This window comes from Eikenella halliae, from assembly GCF_001648475.1.
Classification (GTDB): Bacteria; Pseudomonadota; Gammaproteobacteria; order Burkholderiales; family Neisseriaceae; genus Eikenella; species Eikenella halliae.
This window is the reverse complement of the sequence record NZ_LXSQ01000031.1, coordinates 1-22,048: the sequence shown is the minus strand read 5'-3', so window position 1 is coordinate 22,048 and position 22,048 is coordinate 1. Positions and strand designations below refer to the sequence as shown.

Genomic DNA, 22,048 nt, shown 5'->3' with positions numbered 1-22,048 from the left:
TGCGGTTTGGCTGATGTTTTTGCATTGTTCGTAATAGTTTAAAGCTTTGTTCCTTAAGTCCGCAGAGTATGCCATGGTTAGACCTTCAAAGTTGAATATTGTACTATTTTGTTTTTAATTTACTATATCTGTACTTGTCTGTGGCTCGCCGCCTTGCCCCATTCTTATTTTAATCCACTATAATTCACTATAGATGCACGGCTTGCTGCAAAACCAAAGGCTACCTGAAAACCGTTTTTCAGGTAGCCTTTTATGAATCGGGGATTTAATCCTTTGCCGGTTCTGCCTTGCGCCGGCCGAAGTAGAGGAAGCCGATCAGGCCGCAGGCGATCATGGGGAGGCTGAGCCACTGGCCCATGGAGAAGTTTAAATAGAGCAGGCCGAGGAATTCGTCGGGCTCGCGGGCGAATTCGGCGATAAAGCGGGCGGTGCCGTAGCCGAGCAGGAACAGGCTCACTACCTGGCCGGTGGGGCGTGGTTTTTTGGAAAACCACCACAGCAGCACAAACAGCAAAATGCCTTCCAGGGCAAATTGGTAGAGCTGGGAGGGATGGCGCGGCAGCATGCCGTATTGCTGGAAAATCGCCCCCCACAGCTGCGGCTGCTCGGTGGCCAGTTTTAAGTCTTCGCTATGTGCTTGGGGAAAGCCCATGGCCCAGAAGGCATCCGGCCGGGTGACGCGCCCCCAGAGCTCGCCATTCACAAAGTTGCCGCCCAGGCGCACGGCGGCAAAGCCTAATGGCGTGAGCGGGGCGATGGAGTCGGCCAGCTTGAGTGGGTTGATTTTATGTTTGTAGGCAAACAGGAGGCCGGCGGTTACCACGCCGAGGAAGCCGCCGTGAAACGACATGCCGCCCTGCCATACTTTGATAATTTCCAGCGGATTGGCGAAATAGTAGGCATGCTGGTAAAACAGCACATAGCCCAGCCGCCCGCCCACAATCACGCCGATGATGCCCCAGGTGAGGAAGTCGTCTAGGGTTTGCGTGGTGAACACGCTGTTGCCTTGGCGGATGCGCCGCCGCCCGAGCCACATAAACAGGGCAAAGCCGACAAGATAGCTGACGGCATACCAGCGGATGGCGAGTGGGCCGAGCTTGAGCATAACGGGATTGAAAGCGGGATGGATCAACATAGGGAAAATGCGGCTAAAACAAAAGGGCGCATTATAGCGCATCTGGCCATTGGCCGATAACGGGCAGGGGCGTAAAGAAAGCGCGGTTTGGGTTGGGTTTTGCCGGGTTGTGTTGCGGTTTTGTTGGGAAGGAGGGGTTTCAGGTAGCCTGGGTGGAGGGGAGAGGTTACCTGAAAAGAGCGATTCAAACCAAGCTGTCTGCCGGAAACACAAGCATCTTGCCGTATGGCATGGCTATGCTGATTTTCAGGTAGCCTGTGCCGGGAAGGCTACCTGAAAGTTGAAACGCGGCTTTAACTCGCGGCGGGGATTGGGTATGATAGCCCGCTTTGAAACTGCCGGCGGAGGCCGTGATGGCTGTATTGAAATTCACCAAAATGCACGGTTTGGGCAATGATTTTATGGTTATCGACGGCATCGGCCAGCATTTTGATCCGGCTGCCGCGCCGATTGCCGAATGGGCAGACCGCCACCGGGGTATTGGTTTCGACCAGCTGTTGCTGGTGGAAGCGCCGCCGCTGCCGGAGGCTGAGTTTGGCTACCGTATTTTCAATGCAGACGGCAGCGAGGTGGAGCAGTGCGGCAACGGTGCACGCTGTTTTGCCCGTTTTGTGCACGAAAAAGGCCTGAGCCGGAACTACCGCATCAAGGTGGCTACGGCCAAAGGGCTGATTGTGTTGAATTTGCAGGAAAACGGCCTGGTTACGGTGGATATGGGCGAGCCGCGTTTGGCGGCGGCGGATATTCCGTTTGTGCCCGCGCCGGGCGAGGCTGCCGATGCCTTGTGGCACGAGATTGGTTTGGATGGCGCAAGCGCGCGTTTTTCCTGTGTGAATATGGGCAATCCGCATGCTGTGCTGGTGGTGGACGATGTGCACTATGCGCCGGTAGCCGAATGGGGCGCGCGCCTGGAGCGGCATCCGCAGTTTCCCGAGCGGGTGAACGTGGGCTTTATGCAGGTGCTGGATGCGCACCATATCCGGCTGCGTGTGTTTGAGCGCGGCACGGGTGAAACCCAGGCCTGCGGCACGGGCGCGTGCGCGGCGGCGGTGGCCGGTATGCGAGCCGGGCTTCTGGCGCGGCAGGGCGCGGTGTGCGTGAGCCTGCCGGGCGGCGATTTGCAGATTGAGTGGGCGGCGGATAATCATGTGTTGATGTCAGGGCCGGCGGCCACGGTGTTTGAAGGGACGGTAACTTACTGATGAACGAAAAGAAAATATTGGCTTATTTGCAGGAGCACCCGGAATTTCTGTTGAACCATGCCGCCGATTTGGGCGTGCGTCCGGCAGAGGGGCGGGTGCAGTCGTTTGCGCAGGCGCAATGGCTGGCGCAGCAGAAAAAGGCGGCCAAAATGGCCGGGCAGTTGGCACAAATCATGCAGGATGCCGATAGCAACCACCAAACGCTGGGCCGGATGCTCGGCTTCGTGCGCCGCTTGCTGGCAGCCAATACGCTGTTGCAGGTGTTGCGTGCGGCGGAGGCAGGCTGGCAGGAAGATTTTTCGCTGCCGTCCGGCCGAGTGTGGCTGTTGGCCGAGCCGCCGAAAAAAGGTGCGGTTTCCGGCGCCTACAGGCTACCTGAAAACCATGCCGCCCATGCCACCTTGTCTGCCCTGGAAGAGCCGCTGTGCGGCAACCGCATCGCGCCTTTGCTGATGAAGGCGCTGCCGCAGGAGGGCAGGGGGCTGGAGAGCTTCCTGCTGCTGCCCTTGCGCGTGAACGGGCAAACCGTGGCGGCGATGGTGGCGGGCGATACGGATGAAACGCGCTTTACGCCGGATTTGCCGCTGGATTGGATGCGCGAGCTGGCTGCCTGCACCGCAGCGGCGCTGGCCAGAGCCGGCGGGTGGCAATGATGGCCTGGCAAAGCCCAACCTTGTGGGCGCTATCGGTGTATATCGCCGTGTTTCTGACTTTGGCGTTCCGGCGGCAGCAGTTTTCCTGGCTGTGGGGCAGCGTGATGCTGTGGCTGGGCTTCGGCATCCTCAGCGCACGGATTATGCCCGGCGTGCTGGGGATTACCCATGTGGCCAACCTCTATCCGGTGTACGGCTATTTTGCGCTGGGCAGCCTGTTTCTGTTTGCTAATGGCTGGCGCTACGATGCGCGGCAGATGGGCTGGCGGCTGGACGGTGGAGGGGTGTTTCTGGCCTATTTCGCCGTGGCCGGCGCGGTGCAGCATATTACGTTTTTGTTTTTGCTCTTGCTGGCGGGCTGGCAGTATCCGCAAGGGATGTCTGCCCCGCTGCTTACCGGCCTTGCCACGCTGTATTTGCTCAAACCGATACTGTGGATCGCCGGGCAGACGCTGCTGATGCTGCTGATGTGGCTGCACCGGCGTTATTTGAGCCGAGACGACGTGCTGCTGTTCAGCTCTTTGCAGTTTCAGGGCGTGTTGCTGATCAGTTTGCTTTTTCAGGTAGCCTGTTTGCTGGCGAGCGAGAAAATCCTACTGATTGCCCTGTTGCGCGCGCTGTGGATGCTGTTTTATGGATAGGAGATGGGGCAAGAATTTGCCAGACTAACTTAATTGGCAGTGTGATGCGAAAAATAAAAACCAGTCTAAGTGATTGCTTAGGCTGGTTTTATTTTGGTGGGTCGTGAGCGGCTCGAACGCTCGACCTACGGATTAAGAGTCCGCTGCTCTACCAACTGAGCTAACGACCCGAATGAAGGTGCGCATTGTAAAAATTGTTTAACGCGCTGTCAAGTATGGATGGGAAGGAGGCTACCTGAAAACTAAGAAACGGTTTTCAGGTAGCCTTTTGCCGCATAGACGAGCCTGCCTACACCACCAGCCAAGCGTTTTTATGCTGATACATCAAATAGTCGGCGATTTTTCCGTCTTCGTATGCCAAGCGGGGTTCTTGATCAGGAGTGCTCGGGATGCGTTCGTCTTGGCGCACGAATTCCAATAAATGGGTTTGGCCGTCTTTTTGCAGCCGCAGGGTGCAGCGGTGCTCGGCGAGGGTGCAATCGGCGATTTCGCAGCCGGTGATCAGGGGAGAGAGTTCGTCCCATTCGGCTCCGTTCAAATTGCCGATCCAACCGCGTGCGGTAGTGTTGCCGTATGGGTAAATTTCTACTGCGCGGCTGTCCAGCAGCGTGCTGTATCCCGCGTGCCATGCGGTGTAAACCAAGTATTCGTTCGTGTCCAGCAGTAGTCCGAAAAAGCCGGGGCCACCCATGCCGTAAGTGCCAAGATGGGTGCAGAAACCAACAATTTTGCGCCCGATGGAGGATTTGGCCGCCAAATGTTCGGGGCGGCCAAACAGCAATATATCGCGCTTGAAGCGCATGAAGCCGTAAACCAGAGAGGCACGGTTGGCCTCGCGGCGCGACAGGCCGACGGCGTAATGCGGCAGCCAGCCTTGCTCGTACCATTGCGGCTCTTCTGCTTTGGGCACCATCATGCAATAGTTTTCCACATTGCCCTGTTGCAGGTCTAAATAGGGGTGGCTTGTCATGTGTTTGATCCTTATGTATTTCCAGGCTACCTGAAAGAAGGCTGGCAATGGGTAGCCGTAGGATGTTTGTATCCGGCACGGCGGTTATGCCCAAATCCCGGGTTCGGGAAAGCCGATTTGCGGCTGGTTTCGTTGCCCCGCCTTGCCGCCCGACATGAAGAAATCATTATTTCGACTATATGCGCTTTCAGGCTACCTGAAAAAAGGCGGGCAACCAATGCCCACCTTTTTGCTGCGGACAGTTTAATTTCGTTGAGGCTGACGCTTTTAGGCAGCCCCAACCGGTTTAGGCGTAATCCCGTTCTTCGCCTTTGCCGTCCACATTCCCGGCGCAGCGGGCGCACAGGGTGGGGTGGGCGGCAACGCTGCCAACGCTGTCCACGTAGTGCCAGCAGCGTTCGCATTTGGCTTCGGTGCTGGGGCGGACTTCGGCGGTGAGCTCATCGCCTTTTTGCAGCTCGATTTTGGAAACGAGCATGGCGAAGCGCAGTTCGCTGCCGAGTGCTTTCAGGTAGCCGTATTGCGGTTCGGGTGCGGTGAGGACGACTTCAGCCTGCAGGGACGAGCCGACGGTTTTGTCGGCGCGCAGCGGCTCGATGGCGGCGTTTACAACGGCGCGGGCTTCGCGGATGTGCGCCCATTTTTCCGTGAGTGCGGCTTCGCCGGCGGCGGGGACGGGCGGAAAGTCGTGCAGGGTGTGGTAGAGCACGCTGTCTTCTTCGCCGCCGCCGATGATGTCCCACGCTTCTTCGGCGGTGAAGCAGAGGATGGGCGACATCAGGAGCACAAGGCTGCGGGTGATGTGGTAGAGCGCGGTTTGCGCGCTGCGGCGGGCGTGGCCGTCTTTTTTGGTGGTGTAGAGGCGGTCTTTCAGGATGTCCAGATAAAACGCGCCGAGGTCTTCGGAGCAGAACTGTACGATGTCCTGCACGGCGAAGTGGAAGGCGTAGCGCGGGTAGTGGCTACCTGAAACTTTTTCCTGTAACTGGCGCGCCAGCACGAGGGCGTAGCGGTCGATTTCCACCATGTCGGCCTGCGGCACGGCGTCTTCAATCGGGTTGAAGTCTTTGAGGTTGGCAAACAGGAAGCTCAGTGTGTTGCGGATGCGGCGGTAGCTTTCGGTTACGCGTTTGAGGATTTCTTTGGAAATCGCCAGTTCGCCGCTGTAGTCGGTGGCGGCCGCCCACAGGCGCAGGATGTCGGCGCCGAATTCGTTATACACCTCCTGCGGGGCAACCACGTTGCCGATGGATTTGGACATTTTGCGCCCGTTCTGGTCAACCACGAAGCCGTGGGTGAGCAGTTGTTTGTAGGGCGCGCGGCCGAGGGTGGCGCAGCCGGTGAGCATGGAGGATTGAAACCAGCCGCGGTGCTGGTCGCTGCCTTCCAAATACAAATCGGCCGGCCAGGCGAGCTCGGGGCGTTGTTTCAGCACGGAGAAGTGGGTGCTGCCTGAATCGAACCATACGTCCATGGTGTCGGGCAGTTTGTCGTATTGTTCGCAGTCTTCGGGCGACAAGAGCTCGGCTTTATCCAGCTCAAACCAAGCGTTGATGCCTTTTTTCTCGATGAGCAGGGCGACTTTTTCCAGCAGCGCGGCGGAGTCGGGGTGCAGTTCGCCGGTTTCTTTGTGGGCGAAGAAGGTCATCGGCGTGCCCCAGAAACGCTGGCGGCTCACGACCCAGTCGGGGCGGCCTTCAATCATGGCTTCGAGGCGGGCGCGACCCCAGGCGGGGAAGAATTCGGTGTCGTCCACGGCTTTCAGGGCTTTGTCGCGCAGGGTTTTGCCGTCTGCGCCGGCTTTGTCCATGCCGATGAACCATTGGCCGGTGGCGCGGTAAATCAGCGGGGTTTTGTGCCGCCAGCAGTGGGCGTAGCTGTGTTCGATTTTGCCGTGGGCGAGCAGGCGGCCGTTTTCTTGCAGCCAGTCGATAATCGGCTGGTTGGCTTCCCACACGGTCATGCCGGCCAGGCGCGGCACTTCGGCGATATAGCGGCCTTGCGCGTTCACGGGGTTGTAGAGCTCGATGCCGTATTTGTTGCAGACGAAATAGTCTTCCAAACCGTGCGCGGGCGCGGTGTGCACGAGGCCGGTACCGGCTTCGGTGGTCACGTGGTCGCCGTTGATTACTGGGATATCTCGACCATCGATAAGCGGATGTTCAGCCAGTATATTTTCTAAATCGGCACCAGTACATTCGGCAAGTATAGGGCTACCTGAAAAGCCATAGCGTTCCAGTGTGGCTTCGGCCAAATCTTTGGCCAGCACCAGTTTGCCGCGCGGGGTGTCGATGAGTTGGTACACGATGTCGGTGCCGGCAGAAACGGCCTGGCTGGCGGGCAGCGTCCACGGCGTGGTGGTCCAAATCACGGCAAAGGCTTCGCCGGAGATTTCAGGCAGCCTGAAAGCCTTGGCCAGCGCGGCGTTGTCTTGGAAGCGGTAGGCAACGTCAATCGCGTGGGAGGTTTTGTCTTTGTATTCCACTTCGGCCTCGGCCAGAGACGAGCCGCAGTCCAAGCAGAACTGCACGGGCTTCGCGCCGCGATACAGGTAGCCTGCTTTGTAAATCTCGCCCAGCGTGCGCACGGTATCGGCTTCGGTTTTGTAATCCATGGTCAGATAGGGGTTTTCCCAATCGCCAATCACGCCCAGGCGGATAAAGTCTTTTTTCTGGCGCAGAATCTGCTCGGCGGCATATTGGCGGCACAGCTCGCGGAACTTGCTGGGCGGCATTTCTTTGCCGTGCAGTTTTTCCACCATCACTTCAATCGGCAGGCCGTGGCAGTCCCAGCCGGGCACATAGGGCGCATCGAAGCCCGCCAGCGTTTTGCTGCGGATGATGATGTCTTTCAGGATTTTATTGACCGCATGACCGATGTGGATGTCGCCGTTGGCATAGGGCGGGCCGTCGTGCAGGATGAATTTGGGGCGGCCGGCCGCGATTTGACGCAGCTTCTGATAACGTTTTTCGTCCTGCCACTGCTTCACCCACGCCGGTTCGCGCTTGGCAAGATTGCCGCGCATGGGGAAGGGGGATTCGTAGAGGTTTACGGTTTGGGAGTAGTCAGTCATGGTGGTCTCGGAGTGGTTTGAGTGCGGCTGTGTGGCGGGCGGTTGCAGCTTGCCTGCCGTGCCGGAATAAGTAAAAAACAAGTCGCCGATTTTATAAGGATTTGGCACAAAAGGCTACCTGAAAGCGGGTTTCAGCCGAGTAATCCGCCATAAAACGGGCAGCAGTGTTTTCAGCCTGCCTCAGGCGGGAGGGGAGGCTACCTGAAAATAGGGGGCGGGGGATGGGTTGGTTTGCGATGGCTGAAGCGCTTCATTTCATGCGGTGATGGCTCGCCGACCTGCCGTATAGTACGTCAACCTAATTCTGCACAGCGTTGGTCCGCCTTGCCGAATTTTTGTGCCGCCTGCGGTTCCCCGCCTTGCGCCGACTTTATTCCAAAATCCGTTCGGCTATTTTGCGCTTAGATTTCAGGTAGCCTCAAATCGCCGATAACAAACCGCCCCAAGCATTTGTTCGGGGCGGTTGGTTTGTGGCCTGGGCAGGCTACCTGAAAACCTAGATCAGCTGTGGTGGGTTTCCACTTGCTGCAGTTGCTGCGGCTCGGGCACGGCGGCCGGGGCGGCGGGGGCAACATCGGCGCGGCGCAGGCCTTTGGGCTGTTCGGGCTCGGGCTGAACGGCAGTGAGCGCTGCGGGATCGGTTTGCACCAATACCAGACCACCCAGGTCGGAGGCCGCAGGTTCGGCTGCGGTTTGTTGCGGCGCGGGTTGTGCCACGGCTGACGCTGCCGTTTCTACAGCTTGGGCTGCGGCAGCAATGGAATCATCGGCAGGAGCAGCTTGAGCTTCGGCAGATGAGGCTTCTACGGCCACAGTTTCCACCACAACGGCTTCTTCCCGTGCTGTTTCCGCAACCGGGCTTGCAACCGCAGCCGGGTTGACAGCTTCGGCAGCTTCGGCGGTGTTTTCTTCGGCAAACACGAAGGTGGGCGCATCGGCTTCATCGGCTACTTCGGGGATGGTAATGACCAGCGGTTTGTTGATGTCGGCTTCATCGGGCTGCGGCATGGGGGCGGGTGCTTCGGTGTGCAAGCCCAATACCACGTCGGCGGCAGATTTTACCAGCTCGGCTTGCAGCGGAATATCCAGATATTGGATGATTTTCTGTGCAGAGGGGATGTTGCGCTGGCGGCCACGGCCTTTGCCGTTGCGTTGGCCGTTTTCTTGGCGGCGGTCACGGCCGGAGCGGCGTTCGTTGCGTTCGCCGCGCTCATTGTTGCGCTCGCTGCGTTCGTTGCCACGCTCTTGGTTTTCTGCAGGGCTGCCGGTGTCATCAGCAACGCGTTCGGGGATATCGGCCGCTTGGCTGGCGACTTGCAGCTTATCGTTTTCAGCCGAGGCTACCTGAACATCGCTGTCTTTGCGTTGGCGGCGGCGTTGGCGCGGATTGGGCTGCTGCTCGGCAGCGGATTTCTCTGCCAGCTGTTGCGGTGTACGGTTGTCCAAGGTTTCGGCATCGTCGGCATTTTGCTGGCGCGGCGGGCGGCTGTTGCCGCTTTGGCCGCGCTGCTGGCTGCGGTTGCGGCGGTTGCGGTTTTGCGGGGCTTTGCCGCGGTTGCCGCCGTTGCGCTCGTTGTTGGCTGCGGGGGCTTCGGCGGGTTTGCTTTCGCCGCCGCCGAACAGTTTGGCAAACCAGGCGCCGATGCCGGCCAGCAAGCCGGGTTCGGCAGGCTGCTGCACCACGGGGGCGGGGCTGCTGTGTTTGATGCCTTTTACGGCGGGCTCGGGTTTCACAGGCTTAGCCTGGCGGCCGATTTCCAAGGTTTGGCTGTCGTCTTCTTCGGGGATTTCGACTTGTTTGTAGCTGGGCTCGGCATCATCGTCCACATCGTCGGGGCGCACGCGGGTGATGTTGTAGTGCGGGTTTTCCAGATGGGTGTTGGGAATCATCAGGATGGATACGTCCAGCCGCTCTTCCAGGCCGAACAGTTCGGCGCGTTTTTCGTTGAGCAGGAAGGTGGCCACGTCCACCGGCACTTGGGCGTGCACTTCTTCGGTGTTGTCCTTCATCGCTTCTTCTTGAATGATGCGCAACACGTGCAGGGCGGTGGATTCGATGCCGCGGATCACGCCGGTACCGGCGCAGCGCGGGCAGGCCACGTGGCTGCTTTCGCCCAGGGAGGGGCGCAGGCGCTGGCGGGAAAGCTCAAGCAGGCCGAAGCGGGAAAGTTTGCCCATCTGCACGCGGGCGCGGTCTTTCCGCAGCGCGTCGCGCAGGGTGTTTTCCACATCGCGCTGATGCTTGGGGTTTTCCATGTCGATGAAGTCGATCACGATCAGGCCGCCCAAGTCGCGCAGGCGCATTTGGCGGGCCACTTCTTCGGCGGCTTCCATATTGGTTTGGAAGGCGGTTTCTTCGATGTCGGCGCCGCGGGTGGAGCGGGCGGAGTTCACGTCTACGGAAACCAGGGCTTCGGTGTGGTCGATTACGATGGCGCCGCCGGAAGGCAGGCTCACGGAGCGCGAGAAGGCGCTTTCGATTTGGTGTTCGATTTGGAAGCGGGAGAAGAGCGGGATGTGGTCGTCGTAGTATTTGAGCTTGCCTACGTTGTGCGGCATCACATAGCTCATGAATTCCTGCACTTGGCCGAACACTTCGCGGTTGTCGATGAGGATTTCGCCGATGTCGGAGCGGTAGTGGTCGCGGATGGCGCGGATGAGCAGGGAGCTCTCCATGAAGAGGAGGTAGGGGTCTTGATGGGCGTTGCCGGCTTCTTCGATGGCGCGCCACAGTTGCAATAGGTAGTTGAAATCCCATTGCAACTCTTCCACGCTGCGGCCGATGCCGGCGGTGCGGGCGATCAGGCTCATGCCGGGCGGCACGTCGAGCTGGCTCATGGCGGCTTTAAGCTCTTGGCGCTCTTCGCCTTCGATACGGCGGGAAATGCCGCCGCCGCGCGGGTTGTTCGGCATGAGCACGAGATAGCGGCCGGCCAGGCTGATGAAGGTGGTGAGCGCGGCACCTTTGTTGCCGCGTTCGTCTTTTTCCACCTGCACGATAACCTGCATGCCTTCCTGCAATACGTCTTGGATGCGGGCGCGGCCGCCGTCGTAGTCTTGGAAGTAGGCGCGGGAAACTTCTTTGAAGGGGAGGAAGCCGTGGCGGTCGGTGCCGTAGTCCACGAAGCAGGCCTCGAGCGAGGGCTCGATGCGGGTGATGATGCCTTTGTAGATATTGCCTTTGCGCTGTTCTTTGCCCAGCGTTTCAATGTCGAGATCGAGCAGGTTTTGCCCGTCTACAATCGCCACACGCAGCTCTTCGGCCTGGGTGGCGTTAAATAACATACGTTTCATGATATTGCTAACCTTTTGGTTGGTTTGCAATTCCGAAGCGCGTAATCAGTTTAGCCGCTTTACTGCCGCTGGGGAAGGCTACCTGAAAACAAAGTTTCAACGAAGTTAAAACCGGCAGCCGTATGCTGTGTGAGCCTGAAGCGCGGTGTGCGGCAAACCGCCGGGGCGGTCGGGCAGCCGGCATCGGGCGCGGGCAGAAAACGGTAAAGAAGGTAGTGAAAGAGCGGGGCGGGCATCGCTGCCGCGCTGGTCGCCGGACGGGCGGCTGATTTGGCAAGCCGCGGCAGGCCGGGTGGCGGTTGCTTGCGGCGGGGTATAGCGGATTGGTTTAAAGCAAGGCTGTGTTGGCTGGTTTTGCCGTACTGCTTGGGTTGCGGCTCGCCGCTTGGCTTTGGTTTAAACTTAATCCGTTATTAATTCGGTGTTGTGGTCTTCTTTAAGCCCGGCAGCGGGTGCGGCGGCGCGCTGGTCGCGTCTTAGGCCGTTTGGGCTGCCGGAGCCGTAAACTCAATTACTATTTCAATCTGCCCGCCAAAATGCGCGGCAGGCAGAGGAAAGCCGTTCGGAATTGTCTTTTTACGATAAAATAAACAGTGAACAATCAACTTGCCAACCCGGCGGCACCCTTTGTTTTTCGCTTCGTTGAAGCTTGGCTTTCAGGTAGCCCAGGCACGGTGTCGGCAGGGAGAGGATTATAGAGAAAATGCCAGCAATTAGCAAAAATTCAGTCAATTATTTGAGCGTGGACGAAGCCGCTGCCGGGCAGCGTTTGGATAACTTTCTCATCCGCCTGCTCAAAGGCGTGCCCAAGAGCCATATCCACCGCATCATCCGGGGCGGCGAAGTGCGCGTGAACAAAAAACGCGCTGCTGCCGACAGCCGTTTGGCCGCGGGCGACGAAGTGCGGGTTCCGCCGATCCGGCTGGCGCAGAAAGCCGGGCAGGCAGGGGCTGCCGTGCCGCCGCGCGAGTTTGACATTGTGTTTGAAGACGAACACCTTTTGGTGGTGGACAAACCTTCCGGCGTGGCCGTGCACGGCGGCAGCGGCGTGAGCTTCGGCGTGATAGAACAGCTGCGCCGCGCCCGGCCGCAGGCGCGTTATTTGGAATTGGTGCACCGGTTGGACAAAGATACCAGCGGATTATTGGTGGTGGCAAAAAAGCGCAGCGCATTGGTGAAGCTGCACGAAGCCTGGCGCAACGATAAGCCGGAAAAAGTATATTTGGCGCTGGGCATGGGCGCGTGGCCGCATGGCGTGCGGCAGGTGAAGCTGCCGCTGTTCAAATACACCGGCGCGGCTGGCGAGAAAATGGTGCGCGTGAGTGAAGAAGGGCAGAGCGCGCACACGCTGTTCCGCGTGCTGGAAAGCTTCGGCGGCGCGCCGCTGCATGCGGTAGGGCTTTCCGCCTTGAGCCTGATGGAAGCCACGCTGCGCACCGGCCGCACCCACCAAATCCGTGTGCACATGCAGTCGCAAAACTGCCCGATTGCCGGCGACGAACGCTACGGCGACTACACCGCCAACCGCCGCCTGAAAAAGCTCGGCCTCAAACGCATGTTCCTGCACGCCCACCGCTTGGAGCTCGAACACCCGGCAAGCGGCGAAACGCTGGTGCTCACCGCGCCGCTGCCGGAAGAGCTGCGTCAGATGCTTGAGAGCTTGCGGCAGGAGTAAGAGGCTACCTGAAAAAGCAAGCTCACGATTCCGGCTCCGTTTTTCAGGTAGCCTGTTTGCCATTTAGCCAAAAAGGAAAGATATGCAGCAAAACGATAAGCAGCCCAAATTCAAAGTAATCCTGCCGGAAGGCTTTTCTTTGGAGCGCCCCAAGCAGGTGATCACCCAGCCCGTCGAGAGCGGCCGTGCCGATTTGGAGGAAATCATCCGGCAGGAAACGGTGTGCCGCCAAGCCGAGGCGGAAGCCGATGAAATCATGATTAACGCCTTGCTGCACGGCGCAGGGCGCAGCTTCAAGTGAGGCTACCTGAAAATTCAGGTAGCCTAAACCCCAAACACATCAAGGAATGCTCATGAAACCCTATCGCGTATTGATTTTCGACTGGGACGGCACCTTAGCCGATTCCACCGCCCAAATCGTGCAGGGCGTGCAAAATTCTTTTTGCCGCTTCGGCTGGCCGCCGCCCGCCGAGGCCGACATTCGCGCCACCATCGGCCTGAGTCTGCGCGAAGCCCTGCGCCGCCTCTGTCCGCAGCTGGATCAACAGCAAACCGAAGCCGCCATCCGCGCCTATCAGCACGAATTCCACCACCACCGCGAGCAAACCGTTTTGTTCCCCGACGCAGGCAATACCCTGCAGCGGCTGCAACAGCACTACTGGCTCGCCGTGGCCACCGGCAAAGGCCGGCGCGGGCTCGATGCCGCCTTGGATGAAACCGACACGCGCAGCCTCTTCCTCGCCACCCGCACCGTTGACGAATGCGCTTCCAAGCCCCAGCCGGAAATGGTGCTCTCCATCTGCGACGAATTGGGCGTGCACCCGGCCGAAGCCCTGGTAATCGGCGACACCACCCACGATTTGCACATGGCGCACAACGCTCAAAGCCCCGCCATCGCCCTCACCACCGGCGCCCACACCCCCGCCCAACTGCAAACCGCCCCGCACCTGGCCATGCTCGACAGCCTGACCAGCTTGGCGGCCTGGCTGGCAGATTAAAGGATAAAGGCTACCTGAAACCTGCTTTCAGGTAGCCTTTGCAGCATGGGCAGGGCTCGAGATGCAGGGCGCACGCTGTTGCATAGTGGATTAACAAAAATCAGGGCAAGGCGAGGCAACGCTGTACTGTTTTTTGTTAATTCACTATATGGAAACCGGGATGGCGGGTGCGCCACACCCTGCCGCCTATAGCTGTAACGGAAAAGGCTACCTGAAAAGTTTTGGCTTCATTGAAGCCGGTGTTTTCAGGTAGCCTTTGCCATTCGGTTCTGCTTGGGCTAGATGGCGTATTCGATCAAATCGCTGTGGCTGAACACGTACACCTGCCGGGGGGCGAGCGGCAGGATTTGGCCGGGGGCGAGGCCGAGGCGGTCGGCTTCGGTGGCGGCGAAGCTGGCCTGCAGGGTTTGGCCGTTGGGGGCTTGTTCGCGCAGGGTGAGGCGGGTGAGGGCGCCGGTGTGGTGCAGGCTTTCGATGGCGGCGCGGAGCATGGGGCGTTCGGGGTCAATTTGCCATTCGTGCGGGCGGATGTAGCCCAGGGCGCTTTGCTCCTGCCAGCGTTTGCCCGGCGGCAGCGGCCAGGCGTAGCCGAGGTAGTGCCACTGCCCGCGTTCGATGCGGCCTTCGAAGGAATCGGTTTCGCCGAGGAATTCGGTTACGAAGGCGTTTTCAGGTAGCCTGTAGAGGGTGTCGGCGCTGCCGGATTGTTCGATGCGGCCGTGGTTCATGACGACGATTTGGTCGGAAATTTCCAGGGCTTCTTCCTGGTCGTGGGTAACGAGGATGCTGGTGATGCCGAGCTCGTGGTGCAGCTGGCGCAGCCAGGTGCGCAGCTCTTTGCGCACTTTGGCGTCCAGCGCGCCGAAGGGCTCGTCGAGCAGCAGCAGTTTGGGCTCTACGGCCAAGGCGCGGGCGAGTGCGATGCGCTGGCGCTGGCCGCCGGAGATTTGGTGGGGGTAGGATTTGGCGAGGTGTTCGAGCTGCACGAGCTTGAGCAGGCCGGCCACTTTTTCGCGGATTCGGGCTTTACTCGGGCGTTGGGCGCGGGGCAGCACGGTGAGGCCGAAGGCGATGTTGTCGGCCACGTTCATGTGTCGGAAGAGGGCGTAGTGTTGGAAGACGAAGCCGACTTTGCGCTCGCGCACGTGCTGGCGGGTTACGTCTTGGCCGTCGAACAGGATTTGGCCGCTGTCGGCGTTTTCCAGCCCGGCGATGATGCGCAGCAGGGTGGTTTTGCCGCAGCCGGAGGGGCCCAGCAGGGAGACGAGCTTGCCGGTGGGCACTTCGAGGCGGATGTTTTGCAGGGCGTGGAAGCTGCCGAAGTGTTTGTTGATGTTTTGGATGGTGATGCTCATTGCTTGCTCCTTGCGGCGGCGGCCAGTTTGCGGTTTTGGATGCGGGTGAGGATGTCTTGCAGCACCAGCGTGGCGATGGCGAGCACGGCCAAGAGGCTGGAGAGGGCGAAGGCGGCGGTGAAGCGGTATTCGTTGTAAAGGATTTCCACCAAAAGCGGGATGGTGTTGGTTTCGCCGCGGATGTGGCCGGACACCACGCTTACCGCGCCGAATTCGCCCATGGCGCGGGCGTTGGTGAGGATGAGGCCGTAGAGCAGCGCCCATTTGATGTTGGGCAGGGTGATGCGCCAAAACATCTGCCAACCGTTCGCGCCCAAAATCAGCGCGGCCTGCTCTTCGCTTTCGCCCTGCGCCTGCATCAGCGGGATGAGCTCGCGGGCTACGAAGGGGAAGGTAACGAACAGGGTGGCGAGGATGATGCCGGGAATGGCGAAGATAATCTGCACGCCCCGCGCCTCCAGCCAGCCGCCCAATGCGGTGTGCGCGCCGAACAGCATCACAAACATCAGCCCGGCCACCACGGGCGACACGGAAAAGGGCAGGTCGAGCAGGGTGGTGAACAGCTGCTTGCCGCGGAAGTCGAAACGGGTGAGCAGCCAGGCTATGGCGATGCCGAGCACCGCGTTGACGGGCACCACGATGGCTGCGGCAATCAGCGTGAGGCGGATGGCGGCGCGGGCTTCGGGGTTGGTGAGCGATTCCAGATAGGTTTGCCAGCCCTCGCGCAGGGCTTCGTAAAACACCGCCGCGAGCGGGATCACTAGCATCAGCAGCAGAAAAGCCAGCGCGGTGCCGATAAGCAGCCATTGCAGCCATCTGGGCTCGGTGATGTTCGGATTGGTTTTCATGCTTTCGCGCCCCCGCGTTTGCCCAGCGCCCACTGGCCGATATTGAGCGCAAACAGGATGAAGAAGGAAATCAGCAGCATAAACAGCGCCACGGCCGATGCGCCCTGCACATCGTATTGCTCCAGCTTGCCGGTGATGATGAGCGGCAGGATTTCCGATTCCATCGGGATATTGCCCGCAATGAAAATCACCGAGCCGAATTCGCCCGTGGCGCGGGCAAACATCATACCCGCCCCGGTGAGCAGCGCGGGCGCGATTTCCGGCAGGATGACGCGGCGGAAGGTGGTGAACCGCCCCGCGCCCAGCGAGGCCGCCGCCTCTTCGTATTCGCCCGACAATTCCTCCAGCACCGGCTGCACCGCGCGCACGATAAACGGCAGGCTCACAAACACCAGCGCAATCCAAATCCCCTTGGGCGTGAAGGCTACCTGAATATCCATTTTGGCAAACCAGCGACCGATCCAGCCGTTGGGCGCGTACAGCGTGGCCAGCGCAATGCCGGTAACCGCCGTGGGCAGCGCGAAGGGCAGGTCTACCAGCGCATTGGCCAAATGCCGCCCCGGAAACTCATAGCGCACCAGCACCCAGGCCACCAGCGTGCCGAACACGATATTGGTGAGCATGGCGAAGAACGACATGCGCAAACTCAGCCACACCGAAGCGAGCACGCGCGGCTCGGACACCGTGTGCCAAAACGCCGCCCACCCCATCTGCGCGGTTTTCACCGCCATCATGGCAAAAGGCAGCACCACCAAAAGCGAGAGGCACAATACGGTAATGCCCAGGCTCAGGTTGAAGCCGGGCAGCACGCTGGGGGTTTTCAATAAACGCATGGGATTCGTGGATTCGGGTTTCAGGTAGCCCGCACTATAAACAAGGCGGCGGGAAAACAGAAAGAACGGTTGGTTGTTTGCAAATGCGGGTGGGTTATATAGGGTAGGGGAGGCTACCTGAAAGTTTGCAGGGCGGGCGGTTGGTCTATTCCGGCCGTTTTCAGGTAGCCTTCTTAGTCTGTGCCTGTTTGCCTTTGCGCCTATGTATAGTGAATTAAAATAAGAATGCTACAGCGTTGGCTCGCCTTGCCGTATTGCTCATACTGTCTGCGGCTTGCCGCCTTGTCCCATTCTTATTTTAATCCACTATATTGGTTGAAAAACGGCTTGTTATAGTTCTTTAGGCCTATATCGGAATAACTATTGCCCGCTAAAAAGCTGTTGCTAGAATTTCGCGCGATTTAAACCTCCTCTTTTGACAGAGGCTACCATTTACACCATTTAAAGGAGAAGATAAATGCGCCGTTTCAGCCAAACCGCCCTCATGCTCGCCCTGGCCTGTGCCGCCCTGTCGGCCCAAGCCAAGGAAATTACCGTTTCCGCCGCCGCCAGCCTGAAAGAGGCGTTCCAGGAAATCAACACCGCCTACGGCCGTGCCCATCCCGACACGCAAATCCGTTTGAACACCGCCGCTTCCGGCGTGTTGCTGCAGCAGCTGGTGCAGGGTGCGCCGGTGGATGTGCTGGCCACCGCCGACCAGGAAACCATGGATAAGGCTGCCGAAGCCAAGGTAATCGCTCCGGCCAGCCGCCGCACCTTCGCCCTGAACGATTTGGTGCTGATTCAGTCGAAAAGCGCCTCCGTGCGCGTGGACACCCTGCAAGATTTGACCAAACCGCAAGTGCAGCGTGTGGCCGTGGGCAACCCCGCCAGCGTGCCGGCCGGCCGCTACACCAAAGCCGCGCTGGAAAAAGCCGGCCTGTGGCAAGCTGTGGAGGGCAAAATGATTTCCACCCAAAACGTGCGCCAGGCGCTGGATTATGTGTCGCGCGGCGAAGTGGACGCGGGCTTTGTGTACCGCACCGATGCCATGCTGATCCGCGACCGAGTGCGCATCGTGCGCGCCGTACCGCTGGAAAAACCGGTGTCCTACGCGATTGCCGTAACCGCTTCCAGCAAAGACGCCGCTGAAGCCGCCCGCTACTTGGATTTCATCCGTTCGCGCGAAGGCAGCCGCATCCTGCAGAAATACGGCTTTAATCCGGCCAGACGCTAAGCCGGAACGGTAGGAAAAGAGGCTACCTGAAAAGTAAAATCATGCTTTCAGGTAGCCTTTGGCATGGCAGCGGGCGGGCATAGTGGATTAACAAAAACCAGTACAGCGTTGCCTTGCCGTACTATCTGTACTGTCTGCGGCTCGTCGCCTTGTCCTGATTTTTGTTAATTCACTATAAAATCCGCCCCTACCAAGTTTCAGGTAGCCCTTAAGGTTGCAAAAGCTGCGCTGTCAGTTGAAATCAGCCTGCTGCCCAAACCCGATTTGCGGTGGTGCGCAAACCGTGTCGCGGTCTCAAGCCGCTGCCCCCTTCTCCGCTAATCATTACGCTATTTCAAAGGAATCCGTGTGTTTCAAGACGTATTGCCCGCGCTGCTGCTCTCGCTGAAAGTCTCCTTTTGGGCGAGCGGGCTGAACCTCGTGCTGGGCGTGGCCGTGGGTTGGCTGCTGGCACGCGGCCGCTTCCCCGGGCGCAACCTGCTAGACGTGGTGTTCACCCTGCCGATGGTGCTGCCACCCACCGTGATGGGCTACTACCTATTGGTGCTGTTCGGGCGAAACGGCACGCTCGGGCAGCTATTGCAGGAGTATTTTGGCATCAGCCTGATTTTCACCTGGCAGGGCGCGGTGTTGGCGGCAACGGCGGTTACCTTCCCGCTGGTGTGCAAGCCGGCGCGGGCGGCGTTTGAAGAAGTCAATCCGCAGCTGGAGCAGGCGGCGCGGGTGCTCGGCTTGGGCGAATGGGCGGTGTTTTTGCGGGTTACGCTGCCTTTGGCCTGGCGCGGCATCTTGGCCGGCCTGCTTCTGGCCTTTGCCCGCGCGCTGGGCGAATTCGGCGCCACGCTGATGATTGCCGGCAGCATCCCCAACCAAACGCAAACCCTCTCCATCGCCGTATATGAAGCCGTGCAGGCCGGCGACGACGCGCTGGCCACCAAACTGGTGCTGCTGATTTCGGCCGTGTGTGTGGCTGTGTTGTGGAGCGTGAACCATCTGGCCAAAGCAAAGGATAAAGCATGAGCGGCACACCGGTTTTCGATTTCGCCTTCCATATGCGCCTTGCCGGCGGCGGGCACACTTTCGAGCTGGATTGCCGTTGCCGAAGCCAGGCCAAACGGCTGGCCATCGTAGGCGAATCCGGCTCGGGCAAAAGCCTTACTTTGCAGCTGCTGGCCGGGCTATTGCGCCCGCAGGCCGGGCATGTGCGTATTGGCGGTACATGCTACGGCGACACTGGAAAGCGGCTGTGGCTGCCGCCGCAACAGCGCCAGGCCGGGCTGCTGTTTCAGGATTACGCCCTGTTCCCACACCTGACCGTGGCGCAAAACATCGCCTTCGGCCTGCGCCACGGCTGGCGCACCCCGCCGCAAAAGCAAGCGGCGCAGTTGGCCGAATTTTGGCTGGACAAAATGCAGCTCACCGCCCTGGCCGCACACTACCCGCATCAAATCTCCGGCGGCCAGCGCCAGCGCACCGCCCTCGCCCGTGCCTGCATCGCCAGCCCGCGCTGGCTGCTCCTGGACGAACCCTTCTCCGCCCTCGACATCGGCCTGCGCAGCCGCATGCGGCAATGGCTGCTGGATTTGCAGCAGGAGCTGGACATCCCCATGCTGCTCATCACCCACGATCCGGAAGACAGTGAAGTCCTCGCGCAGGAAGTGGCGCATATGGAGGTGGGAAAATTGGCGTACGGGGTTTCCGGTTAAGCGCCGTGACAACAATGGCAAAAAGGCTACCTGAAAACCGAAAAATGGTTTCAGGTAGCCTTTAAAATTTCAGGTAGCCTTCGCTGTATAGTGGATTAACAAAAATCAGGACAAGGCGGCGAGCCGCAGACAGTACAGATAGTACGGCAAGGCGAGCCAACGCTGTACTGGTTTTTGTTAATTCACTATACGATAAAGCTATTTGAACAGAAAGAAGCAGTTAAGCCCGATTCGCCGCTTTCATATTGTCAATGAATTTGTCAAACAGATAGCCGACATCTTGCGGGCCGGGGCTGGCTTCGGGGTGGCCTTGGAAGCAGAACACGGGTTTGTCGGTCAGCTCGATGCCTTGCAAGGTGTTGTCGAACAAGGATTTGTGGGTAATCCTTGCGTTGGCGGGCAGGGTGTCGGCATCGACGGCGAAACCGTGGTTTTGGCTGGTGATGACGACTTTACCGCTGTCCAAGTCTTGTACGGGGTGGTTTGCGCCGTGGTGGCTGAAGTGCATTTTCAGGGTTTTTGCGCCGATGGCGAGGCTGATGAGCTGGTGTCCCAAGCAGATGCCGAAGATGGGTTTGCCGCTTGCCATCAGTTTTTGCACGGCTTCGATGGCGTAGGTGCAAGGTTCGGGGTCGCCGGGGCCGTTGGATAGGAACACGCCGTCGGGGTTGAGTGCCAACACGTCTTCCGCGCTGGTTTGGGCGGGGACGACGGTCAGGCGGCAGCCGCGTGCGGCGAGCATACGCAGGATGTTGGTTTTTACGCCGAAATCATAGGCAACGACGTGGAACGGCTGTTCGGCAGGGGTAACGAAACCTTTGCCCAGCGCCCATTCGCCTTCGGTCCATTCGTAGGCTTCTGTGCAGGAAACTTCTTTTGCCAAATCTTTGCCGACCATGCTGCCGAACGCGGCGATGAGTTCTTGCGCTTTTTCAACCGTAGCGTCCGCACCTGTCAGAATTGCGCCGCCTTGTGCGCCTTTTTCACGCAGCAGCGAGGTTAGGCGGCGGGTGTCGATGTCGGCGATGGCGACGGTTTTGTTGCGCACCAAATAGTCGTGCAGGCTTTCGGAGGCGCGGAAGTTGCTGTGCAGCAGCGGCAGGTCGCGGATAATCAAGCCTGCGGCATAAACGCTACGGCTTTCTTCATCTTCGGCGTTGGTGCCGGTGTTGCCGATGTGGGGGTAGGTGAGGGTAACGATTTGTTTGCAGTAGGACGGGTCGGTCAGGATTTCCTGATAGCCGGTCATGGAGGTGTTGAACACGACTTCGCCGGAAGTCGAACCTTCGTAACCGATTGATGTGCCGTGAAATACGCTGCCGTCAGCGAGAACGAGAAGGGCGGGAGTGGTCATGATTGGTGTCCGGATGCGGGGATAAAAAAACACGTTTCGCGGCTTTCTAAGCGGGGCAAAACGTGCTTCGGCGCGGGCAGTGCTGCCTGCCGGAAGCACGTTATTTTAATGGACAACGGGAGGGCGGGGCAAGTTTGAACCGGGCGGTTTCAGGTAGCCTGAACGTTGGCGCAGGCGGCTTATAGTGAATTATAGTCAATTAAAATCAAAATAGGACAGTAACGCATCGTCAAATCGGGCGTAATCAGACAATACGGTTCGAAGATACCGCTTAATATTCGCCCACACCTTCTCAATCGGATTGAGTTCAGGTGAATAGGGTGCAAGAGGCAATACCTTATGTCCCAATTTTTCCGCCATTTCCCGTAAGACACCTATACGGTGAAATCGTGCATTATCTAAAATAATCACCGATTTTTGAGTCAATGTGGGCAGTAGGCATTGCTGAAACCACGCTTCAAAAAAGACTCCGGTCATCGTATTTTGATAAACCATCGGAGCAATCAGCCGGTTGCCGACTTGTGCGGACACCAGAGATAAGCGTTGGTATCTTTTTCCACTTATCTGCGCTTTCACTATTTGCCCTTTCAGGCTGCGGGCATAGGGACGGAACAGGTAGCGGTCAAATCCTGTTTCATCCAAATAAACACGTTGGTAGTCGGAAAATTCGGCCAGCTGTGTCAAATAATGCGTTACTTTGGCCGGGTCTTGTTCTTTGTAAGTGGTGGTCTTTTTTTGCGCGTTATCCCTATCTGTTTGAGTGCATAGCAAACGGCGGCTGGCGTACAATCAAAATGTTTGGCGATTTCATGCAGATAGGCATCCTGGTGTTGCCCAACATATTGAGCCAGTTTTTGCCTATCCAATTTGACGGCATTTAGACCGGTAACTTGATGTTTTAGGCTGCCTGTTTGTTTTTTAAGGCGAATCCATAAGTAAAGCGTGTTTCTTGACAAGTGAAACGTTGCTGCGGTTTGGCTGATGTTTTTGCATTGTTCGTAATAGTTTAAAGCTTTGTTCCTTAAGTCCGCAGAGTATGCCATGGTTAGACCTTCAAAGTTGAATATTGTACTATTTTGTTTTTAATTTACTATA

19 protein-coding genes and 1 tRNA gene are annotated in these 22,048 nt (G+C 58.7%); 9 read left to right on the top strand and 11 right to left on the bottom strand.

Annotated elements, in window-relative coordinates:
• Window positions 1–265: 265 nt before the first annotated feature.
• The gene (gene lgt, locus A7Q00_RS12470; RefSeq protein WP_064090856.1) at window positions 266–1,135 is read right to left on the bottom strand and encodes a prolipoprotein diacylglyceryl transferase; all 870 of its coding nucleotides are present in this window, start codon (window positions 1,133–1,135) and stop codon (window positions 266–268) included.
• A gap of 353 nt (window positions 1,136–1,488) precedes the next feature.
• Here lgt and dapF point away from each other — a divergent pair, with 353 nt between their 5' ends.
• From dapF to A7Q00_RS12455, 3 genes are read left to right on the top strand one after another with little or no spacing between them, the layout of a single operon-like run.
• On the top strand, window positions 1,489–2,337 hold the full coding sequence (gene dapF, locus A7Q00_RS12465; RefSeq protein ID WP_064090855.1) for a diaminopimelate epimerase: 849 nt from the start codon (window positions 1,489–1,491) through the stop codon (window positions 2,335–2,337).
• The gene (locus A7Q00_RS12460) at window positions 2,337–2,990 is read left to right on the top strand and encodes a DUF484 family protein (RefSeq protein ID WP_064090852.1); all 654 of its coding nucleotides are present in this window, start codon (window positions 2,337–2,339) and stop codon (window positions 2,988–2,990) included. Before dapF ends, A7Q00_RS12460 begins: the two co-directional genes overlap by 1 nt.
• Entirely contained in the window at window positions 2,987–3,631 is a 645-nt protein-coding gene (locus tag A7Q00_RS12455; protein ID WP_064090851.1) for a hypothetical protein, read from the top strand. The genes A7Q00_RS12460 and A7Q00_RS12455 overlap by 4 nt, the downstream gene beginning before the upstream one ends.
• A 94-nt stretch (window positions 3,632–3,725) precedes the next feature.
• On the opposite strand, the gene A7Q00_RS12450 is transcribed toward A7Q00_RS12455, so the two are convergent.
• The 5 genes from A7Q00_RS12450 to A7Q00_RS13820 all read right to left on the bottom strand — a co-directional run bounded on the left by A7Q00_RS12450 (window position 3,726) and on the right by A7Q00_RS13820 (window position 11,204).
• Window positions 3,726–3,801 (bottom strand) — tRNA-Lys (locus tag A7Q00_RS12450).
• A 119-nt stretch (window positions 3,802–3,920) separates the two neighbouring features.
• Window positions 3,921–4,601, bottom strand: a complete 681-nt coding sequence (locus A7Q00_RS12445; protein ID WP_064090850.1) for a hypothetical protein — start codon at window positions 4,599–4,601, stop codon at window positions 3,921–3,923.
• A gap of 286 nt (window positions 4,602–4,887) precedes the next feature.
• The gene (ileS, locus tag A7Q00_RS12440) at window positions 4,888–7,674 is read right to left on the bottom strand and encodes an isoleucine--tRNA ligase (protein WP_064090854.1); all 2,787 of its coding nucleotides are present in this window, start codon (window positions 7,672–7,674) and stop codon (window positions 4,888–4,890) included.
• A 501-nt stretch (window positions 7,675–8,175) separates the two neighbouring features.
• Entirely contained in the window at window positions 8,176–10,968 is a 2,793-nt protein-coding gene (locus tag A7Q00_RS12435) for an Rne/Rng family ribonuclease (protein ID WP_064090849.1), read from the bottom strand.
• A gap of 59 nt (window positions 10,969–11,027) precedes the next feature.
• On the bottom strand, window positions 11,028–11,204 hold the full coding sequence (locus tag A7Q00_RS13820) for a hypothetical protein (RefSeq protein ID WP_156503834.1): 177 nt from the start codon (window positions 11,202–11,204) through the stop codon (window positions 11,028–11,030).
• A 467-nt stretch (window positions 11,205–11,671) separates the two neighbouring features.
• Here A7Q00_RS13820 and A7Q00_RS12430 point away from each other — a divergent pair, with 467 nt between their 5' ends.
• From A7Q00_RS12430 to A7Q00_RS12420, 3 genes are all read left to right on the top strand, one after another.
• Window positions 11,672–12,643, top strand: coding sequence for an RluA family pseudouridine synthase (locus tag A7Q00_RS12430; RefSeq protein WP_064090848.1), 972 nt, complete (start codon window positions 11,672–11,674; stop codon window positions 12,641–12,643).
• An 82-nt stretch (window positions 12,644–12,725) separates the two neighbouring features.
• On the top strand, window positions 12,726–12,944 hold the full coding sequence (locus A7Q00_RS12425; RefSeq protein WP_064090847.1) for a hypothetical protein: 219 nt from the start codon (window positions 12,726–12,728) through the stop codon (window positions 12,942–12,944).
• Between the two features lie 52 nt (window positions 12,945–12,996).
• Window positions 12,997–13,641 (top strand): HAD-IA family hydrolase, encoded by a 645-nt coding sequence (locus A7Q00_RS12420; RefSeq protein ID WP_064090846.1) that lies wholly within the window; start codon window positions 12,997–12,999, stop codon window positions 13,639–13,641.
• Window positions 13,642–13,919: 278 nt separating this feature from the next.
• Here the strand turns inward: A7Q00_RS12420 and A7Q00_RS12415 are convergent, their stop codons facing one another.
• From A7Q00_RS12415 to cysT, 3 genes are read right to left on the bottom strand one after another with little or no spacing between them, the layout of a single operon-like run.
• Window positions 13,920–14,996: a sulfate/molybdate ABC transporter ATP-binding protein gene (locus tag A7Q00_RS12415; protein WP_064090845.1), complete on the bottom strand. Its 1,077-nt coding sequence runs from the start codon at window positions 14,994–14,996 to the stop codon at window positions 13,920–13,922.
• Window positions 14,993–15,844, bottom strand: a complete 852-nt coding sequence (gene cysW, locus A7Q00_RS12410; protein WP_064090844.1) for a sulfate ABC transporter permease subunit CysW — start codon at window positions 15,842–15,844, stop codon at window positions 14,993–14,995. The genes A7Q00_RS12415 and cysW overlap by 4 nt, the downstream gene beginning before the upstream one ends.
• Entirely contained in the window at window positions 15,841–16,677 is an 837-nt protein-coding gene (gene cysT / locus A7Q00_RS12405) for a sulfate ABC transporter permease subunit CysT (protein ID WP_064090843.1), read from the bottom strand. Before cysT ends, cysW begins: the two co-directional genes overlap by 4 nt.
• Before the next feature lie 457 nt (window positions 16,678–17,134).
• Between cysT and modA the strand changes: the two genes are divergently transcribed.
• The 3 genes from modA (at window position 17,135) to A7Q00_RS12390 (ending at window position 19,599) form a co-directional block, all read left to right on the top strand.
• Window positions 17,135–17,893, top strand: coding sequence for a molybdate ABC transporter substrate-binding protein (modA, locus tag A7Q00_RS12400; RefSeq protein WP_064090842.1), 759 nt, complete (start codon window positions 17,135–17,137; stop codon window positions 17,891–17,893).
• Between the two features lie 348 nt (window positions 17,894–18,241).
• Window positions 18,242–18,913, top strand: coding sequence for a molybdate ABC transporter permease subunit (modB, locus tag A7Q00_RS12395; RefSeq protein WP_064090841.1), 672 nt, complete (start codon window positions 18,242–18,244; stop codon window positions 18,911–18,913).
• Window positions 18,910–19,599 (top strand): ATP-binding cassette domain-containing protein, encoded by a 690-nt coding sequence (locus A7Q00_RS12390; protein WP_064090840.1) that lies wholly within the window; start codon window positions 18,910–18,912, stop codon window positions 19,597–19,599. The genes modB and A7Q00_RS12390 overlap by 4 nt, the downstream gene beginning before the upstream one ends.
• A 220-nt stretch (window positions 19,600–19,819) precedes the next feature.
• Here the strand turns inward: A7Q00_RS12390 and carA are convergent, their stop codons facing one another.
• Together carA and A7Q00_RS13140 are read right to left on the bottom strand one after the other, a co-directional pair.
• A complete protein-coding gene (gene carA, locus A7Q00_RS12385) occupies window positions 19,820–20,953 on the bottom strand; it encodes a glutamine-hydrolyzing carbamoyl-phosphate synthase small subunit (protein ID WP_064090839.1) in 1,134 nt (377 codons plus the stop codon).
• 195 nt (window positions 20,954–21,148) lie between these two features.
• A protein-coding gene (locus A7Q00_RS13140; RefSeq protein WP_156503833.1) for an IS630 family transposase occupies window positions 21,149–21,996 on the bottom strand; the annotation gives its coding sequence in 2 pieces (ribosomal slippage) (window positions 21,149–21,681 and window positions 21,681–21,996; 849 coding nt in all).
• Window positions 21,997–22,048 lie beyond the last annotated feature (52 nt).